The organism is Bradyrhizobium sp. URHD0069 (assembly GCF_000701345.1).
GTDB lineage: Bacteria > Pseudomonadota > Alphaproteobacteria > Rhizobiales > Xanthobacteraceae > Bradyrhizobium.
This window is the reverse complement of the sequence record NZ_JNIJ01000100.1, coordinates 1-5198: the sequence shown is the minus strand read 5'-3', so window position 1 is coordinate 5198 and position 5198 is coordinate 1. Positions and strand designations below refer to the sequence as shown.

General features: G+C 58.6%; 4 protein-coding genes and 1 pseudogene. 1 reads left to right on the top strand and 4 read right to left on the bottom strand.

The window, feature by feature from the left end:
- Positions 1 to 343, top strand: a 343-nt coding sequence (locus N554_RS0130125) for an IS30 family transposase (protein ID WP_029586843.1), incomplete at its 5' end; no start/stop codon positions are given.
- A gap of 198 nt (positions 344 to 541) precedes the next feature.
- On the opposite strand, the gene N554_RS0130120 is transcribed toward N554_RS0130125, so the two are convergent.
- From N554_RS0130120 to N554_RS39160, 4 genes and pseudogenes are all read right to left on the bottom strand, one after another.
- A complete protein-coding gene (locus tag N554_RS0130120) occupies positions 542 to 1213 on the bottom strand; it encodes a recombinase family protein (RefSeq protein ID WP_029586842.1) in 672 nt (223 codons plus the stop codon).
- Between the two features lie 111 nt (positions 1214 to 1324).
- Positions 1325 to 1558 carry a hypothetical protein gene (locus N554_RS0130115; protein ID WP_156042197.1) on the bottom strand — a complete coding sequence of 78 codons (234 nt, stop codon included), beginning with the start codon at positions 1556 to 1558 and terminating at the stop codon, positions 1325 to 1327.
- Between the two features lie 194 nt (positions 1559 to 1752).
- Positions 1753 to 1983 carry a hypothetical protein gene (locus N554_RS0130110; protein ID WP_029586840.1) on the bottom strand — a complete coding sequence of 77 codons (231 nt, stop codon included), beginning with the start codon at positions 1981 to 1983 and terminating at the stop codon, positions 1753 to 1755.
- A 240-nt stretch (positions 1984 to 2223) separates the two neighbouring features.
- Positions 2224 to 3576, bottom strand: a pseudogene (locus N554_RS39160) (IS3 family transposase).
- Between the last annotated feature and the right edge of the window lie 1622 nt (positions 3577 to 5198).

The following is a 5198-nucleotide window of genomic DNA, read 5'->3' as shown; positions in this document are numbered from 1 at the left end:
CGTCGTCTCGGCGCTGATCAAGCAATCGCAGCGATTGCCCAGCGAGCTTTACCGGTCGCTGACCTGGGACAGAGGCAAAGAGCTTGCCGACCATCAGCGCCTGACATTGGCCACCGAGGTTGATGTCTATTTTTGTGACCCTCGGTCTCCCTGGCAGCGCGGCTCAAACGAAAACACCAACAGATTGCTGCGCCAGTATCTTCCGCGCGGCACCGATCTGTCCTTGCACAGCCAGGCCAAGCTCAGTGCCATCGCAAGGCAGCTCAATGAAAGGCCGAGAAAGACCTTGCTCTATCAGACGCCGGCTGAGAAGTTCGCAGAATGTGTTGCAGCGATCGGTTGAACTCGCCGTCAAAAGCGCCGTTTTGACGGTCGGCCGGTCACTTCCGGTCTACCCCGATAATCGGACATCTTCGGTGTCGGTCGCCACTTTCGCAAAAGTGCCACAAGCGGACTCATGCACCGCAGCAAAACCAAGGTCCGGAAGATATTTTGAAATGAAAAAAGGCCGCCCGAATTTCCAGCCTATAAAAGGTGGACGCTACTCAATACGAGCCAGTAAATTTCTAACGGACGACCGGTGCCACTTGCCGCCGCGAGCCGGTCGGACACCCCGACCGTTGAGAGCGCTAGCAATTTGCTCCAGGGTTAGCGCGCCGGCATTCTGGATCGCCTGGACCACGGGCATTAGGTTTGTGGCAAATTCATCCGCTACTTGCACCTGCGCAAGGCGGCCGATTGAGCCGGCGATACAAAGATTTGTCGGGTTGCCTAGCTTTGCGCCGCTCGCTCTCTTCGCCTGCAGCGCGGCTGTTGTTCGCTCCGATATCAGTCGCCGTTCCTTTTCCGCCAGAGCCGCATACAGATGCAGCATGAAAGGATCCGCATCGCGACCGAGTTCGGCAACAATGAACGGCACCCTTTGAGCCATTAAGCCCGAGACATACGCAACATCGCGGGAAAGCCGGTCCAGCTTCGAGACGACGATGCTGCACTTTGCTCTCCTGGCCGCTGCCAATGCGGCCGCAAGCTGCGGGCGCCTATCAAGAGCATCAGCGCCCTTCCCGGTCTCGAACTCGGCATACTCTTCGATGATGGTCAGCGACTCGGCCGCGACAAAGCGCTCAATTGCTGCCCTTTGCGCCTCAATCCCAAGCCCAGAGCGCTGCTGCTGTTGCGTGGAAACTCGAAGATATGCGACGGCGCGCCCCATACAAACGGCATACCACCGTATGCCGTTTGGTCGTAGCGCAATTCAGAGCAATGTAATTGCTCTTTTCATGTTGCAGCAGCACAGCTGACGGTTCGCAATCAATCGTATTTGTTAGTAGCCAGTGACCGCAGAGCGGCCTTGGCTGCCCCACTGTTCGCTGTCCGTTGCAAATTCATCCTCGGGCAGCAGTGCAGGCGCAATCGGCGCCAGCAGCGCCGTGCATTCGTCATCATTCGGCCGTCCCTTCTCATCACGACGATATAGCGGGTATTCGCTCATCCAGCCGATCTGAGTATTGAAAACGCGCAGGCGCTGAGCGCCACAAGGGGTTCGCCATTTCGCCAAGGCCGACATCAACTGCGTGCGGAGATGCGCTCAACGTGAGATCACGATTCCAGAGTTGCTGGATCAGTTGGGTACCTTCTTCGTGGGTGCGACCATGGGCCCTCGGGTTCATGAAGCTCCGACTTCATCATACCCGGCGGCACGTTAATCGAAAGTCGATTGAGGCGACCTGCCGTGATAGCCTCTAGGTGAGCTCAAATGGAGTCGATGTGCCAGCCATGCACGTACGCTGAGTTCGGTTCGAGCACGTGCCAAGCTTCCTGGATAAAGCCGACGAGCGAGGTGCAACGTTCCCGGGCAGCTTGTGCTTCTTCGGTCTTGCGCTGCAGCTCGGGTTCAGACTCACGCCGAGCCCCTTCCTCCCGAATCTGTTCCAGCGTCGGCAACGGGAGCGAGGATGGATTCAAGGCGGGCGAGATCGGCATCGGACAGCTTCGTCATGTCGTATGTTCCAAGGGATCCCAAGTGCTTGTGCTCGGCAGCAGGCTCTTTCCAGCGCGCACGGGTTTTCAGCCAGAAGATCTGCGCCGTCACATTGCCGTTTTTGGCGGCGCTGAACAGGAAACCCGCGACCTGCGCGTTTGCCTTAGACTGTCCGTCGTCAGATAATTTGAGACCGATCAGGCATTTCGAGAACGGAGGCTCTGGCTCATCAGGGTTAGAGTTTAGGCAGCCTGCAGCTGATGCTGCAAGCGACGGTTTGCAATAGTGGCACGCTTGATGTGCAGGCGTTCTGCGAGGATTGTCTCAGCTCTCCCGAAGTAGACATCGGCCGGAGTGAGGTTGTCGAGGCTCTCGTGATAGCGGACGTGGTTATAGTGCGCGACGAAGGCGTCGATCTGCCGTTCGAGATCACCGGGCAGATAGTAGTTTTCGAGCAGGATGCGGCTCTTCAGGGTCTGGTGCCAACGCTCGATCTTTCCTTGAGTTTGGGGATGATAAGGTGCTCCGCGCACATGCTCCATGCCCTTGTCCTGGAGCCACCTGGCCAAATCGCCCGCCACGTAAGATGAACCATTGTCTGAGAGAAGCCGTGGCCGGTGCACGACGGTGACGTGATCAAGACCCGAAGCCGAGAGCGCCAGGTCCAGGGTTGCAGTCACGTCCTCGGCGCACATAGTGGCACACAGCTTCCAGGCCACGATGTAGCGCGAGAAGTCGTCGAGCACAGTCGACAGATAGTACCATCCCCCAGCCGGTGATCTTGAGGTAGGTGAAGTCGGTCTGCCAGAGCTGGTTGATGCCGGTGGTCTTGTCCTTGAACTCGTTCGCCGCCTTGATCACCACATAGGCGGGGCTGGTGATGAGATCATGCGCCTTCAGCAGCCGGTAGACCGACGCCTCCGAGACGAAGTACTTCCTCTCGTCGGTGAAGCGCACCGCCAGCTCCCGCGGCGACAACTCAGGAAGCTCCAGCGCCAGGTCGATGATCTGGCGACGGACATCATCCGGGATGCGATTCCAGATGCGATCCGGTCGAGAGCGGTGATCAGCCAGCGCCTCAGGCCCACCGTCGCGATATCGATCATACCAGCGGTAAAACGTGGCACGCGGGATGCCAAGCTTGTCCAGCGTGCGTTTGGCCGGCAAATGCGATTGCTCGACCAGCCGGATGATCTCGGCCTTCTCGGATGCAGGGTATCTCATGCCTCGTCTTCCCCATCCCCGCTCATGCTTTTTTTAAGCAGGCGGTTCTCCAGGGTGAGATCGGCCACGACCTCCTTCAAGGCGGAGGCCTCACGACGAAGGTCCTTCACCTCGCCGGACGTTGCGGCCCGCGCCGTGTCGCCCGCCAACCGACGCTTGCCGGCCTCGAGGAACTCCTTGGACCAGCCGTAGTACATCGAGGCAGCGATGCCTTCCCGGCGGCAAAGCTCCGAGATGTTCTCCTCGCCGCGCAGTCCTTCCAGCACAATGCGGATCTTCTCTTCTGCCGAGTACTGCCGGCGCGTCTGACGCCGAATGTCCTTCACCACTCGTTCTGCCGGCGCTTTATCCGGCCCGGATTTCTGCTTCATCTTCGCTCCTTGCGGCTACGATGAACCAGAAATCCTCCCTCCGTGAAGTCCCTCAGCTTGTCTCATGGGTGCTGACGGGGAACAATGGCCAGAAACCTTAAGCTATGGGGACGTTTCTGTATGTTGGACGGTCGGAACGGTAGCTTCAGCCATGAGCATTCTTCCTCTTCACCTTCAAAGACGCTTCGAGCAGCGATCGGCTGCTCGGTTCAGTTCGCTGGTAGTCCCAGCCGTACCAAAGAACGCCGGATTGAAAGCCTCACCATCAACACTGCGCCGCGTGCGGCAAGAGCCAAAGAAAAACCCGCCAGTTTGAGTCGGGAGCCAACAGCGCTCCTCATCCGGCTGCACCCACGCATAAGGCGTGATCTCGCGCGTTGCGATGACATTTTTGTTGCAAGAACATCCGCGAAAACTCCAAATTGTTTTTGCCGGGCCGTGAATTGCAAACGGCCTGCACAGCCTCGCGAATTTTGCTCGGTCTCTCCCCAAAGGGCTGACGAGCCTGTGCTTGTGGTAGCGCGCTTGTCAAGCTGAGCGGCACCCATCCGCACTGGGAACGCCCAATGAGGTCCGGCAGCCACGGAACGCTGAAACGACCTCCGGTGCCTATGCGCCGTTTGGTCTCTTCAGATGAAACGGCGGCGCCGCCTTAGATAAGACGGTTGGATGAGACGGCCGATGCCATCGCTCCGCACGCTCCGCTAATCGATCATACTCTTCGGCAACCTTGAGAAGGCGGTCTCGCTCTGTGTAAGGGAACGAGGAGATAGCCTTTGCCCGCGTCTGTTCTGCGCGGCGACGCCAGTGGGCCGCGTTGTTTAGGAATTTTTCCCCCATCGCTGCGTTACCCCCGGTTAAGGTCGTAGCGGCCAGAGGATGCGACTCTAGCGCCGAACTCTCAAGGTGACGAACGGTCGCGGTAGGAAGGAAGATTCAGTAATTTACAGGTTTCGCATTCACGCGGCTTGGACCAGCGCCCTCACCTATTGCGCGGGCGACGCGCGTTAAGGGAACGCCGGAAGCTGGCGAGGGATCGATAATGATTAGGGGCGGCCCGACGCCGGCGATCCAAAGCGGCGCCGGGCCTAGCCGCGTAGGGGTCTTGCTGGAGTCGAGTCCGACGCGGCTGCGGACAAAACGCGCGACTAATTGCGGCGGTCTCCGAGGCATTAAACCGCAGTTCGCGGCGGGAACGAAAATTCCTCTCCAATCTTAAATCCTGGTTTCATGGAGTTGTATTCAGTCATGAATAATCCCGACCAACATACGCTTGTGCGTGCTGTTGAGGACGCTAGGCGCATCCTTGGGGAATACATTGAGCCAGGGCCGCGCGACGCGAGACGAACCGTGGAACGACTGCTAGCTGTCCTGGATAGAAACGACGTCGTCCATGCACTGGACCGGATAAACCGGCGCGCGGTGATACGACTGGTGTGGAGTGACGATGACCACCCGCCAGCCTGAAACGTGCTGGCCAAGCTGGGAGGACTGGTTTGACCGATCAGGAGTTGATCATCTTTGCCTTAAAGGACGCGGGCAGGATAATCGCTGAACATTTGGAGGCGGGACGCACTCGCGACCCGGAGGAAACGGTCACCAGACTGATTAGAGCACTGGAC

Coding starts and splice junctions, on each gene's coding strand:
- N554_RS0130120 (WP_029586842.1), bottom strand. CDS start 1,213: ATGGGGCGCGCCGTCGCATATCTTCGAGTTTCCACGCAACAGCAGCAG.
- N554_RS0130110 (WP_029586840.1), bottom strand. CDS start 1,983: ATGCCGATCTCGCCCGCCTTGAATCCATCCTCGCTCCCGTTGCCGACG.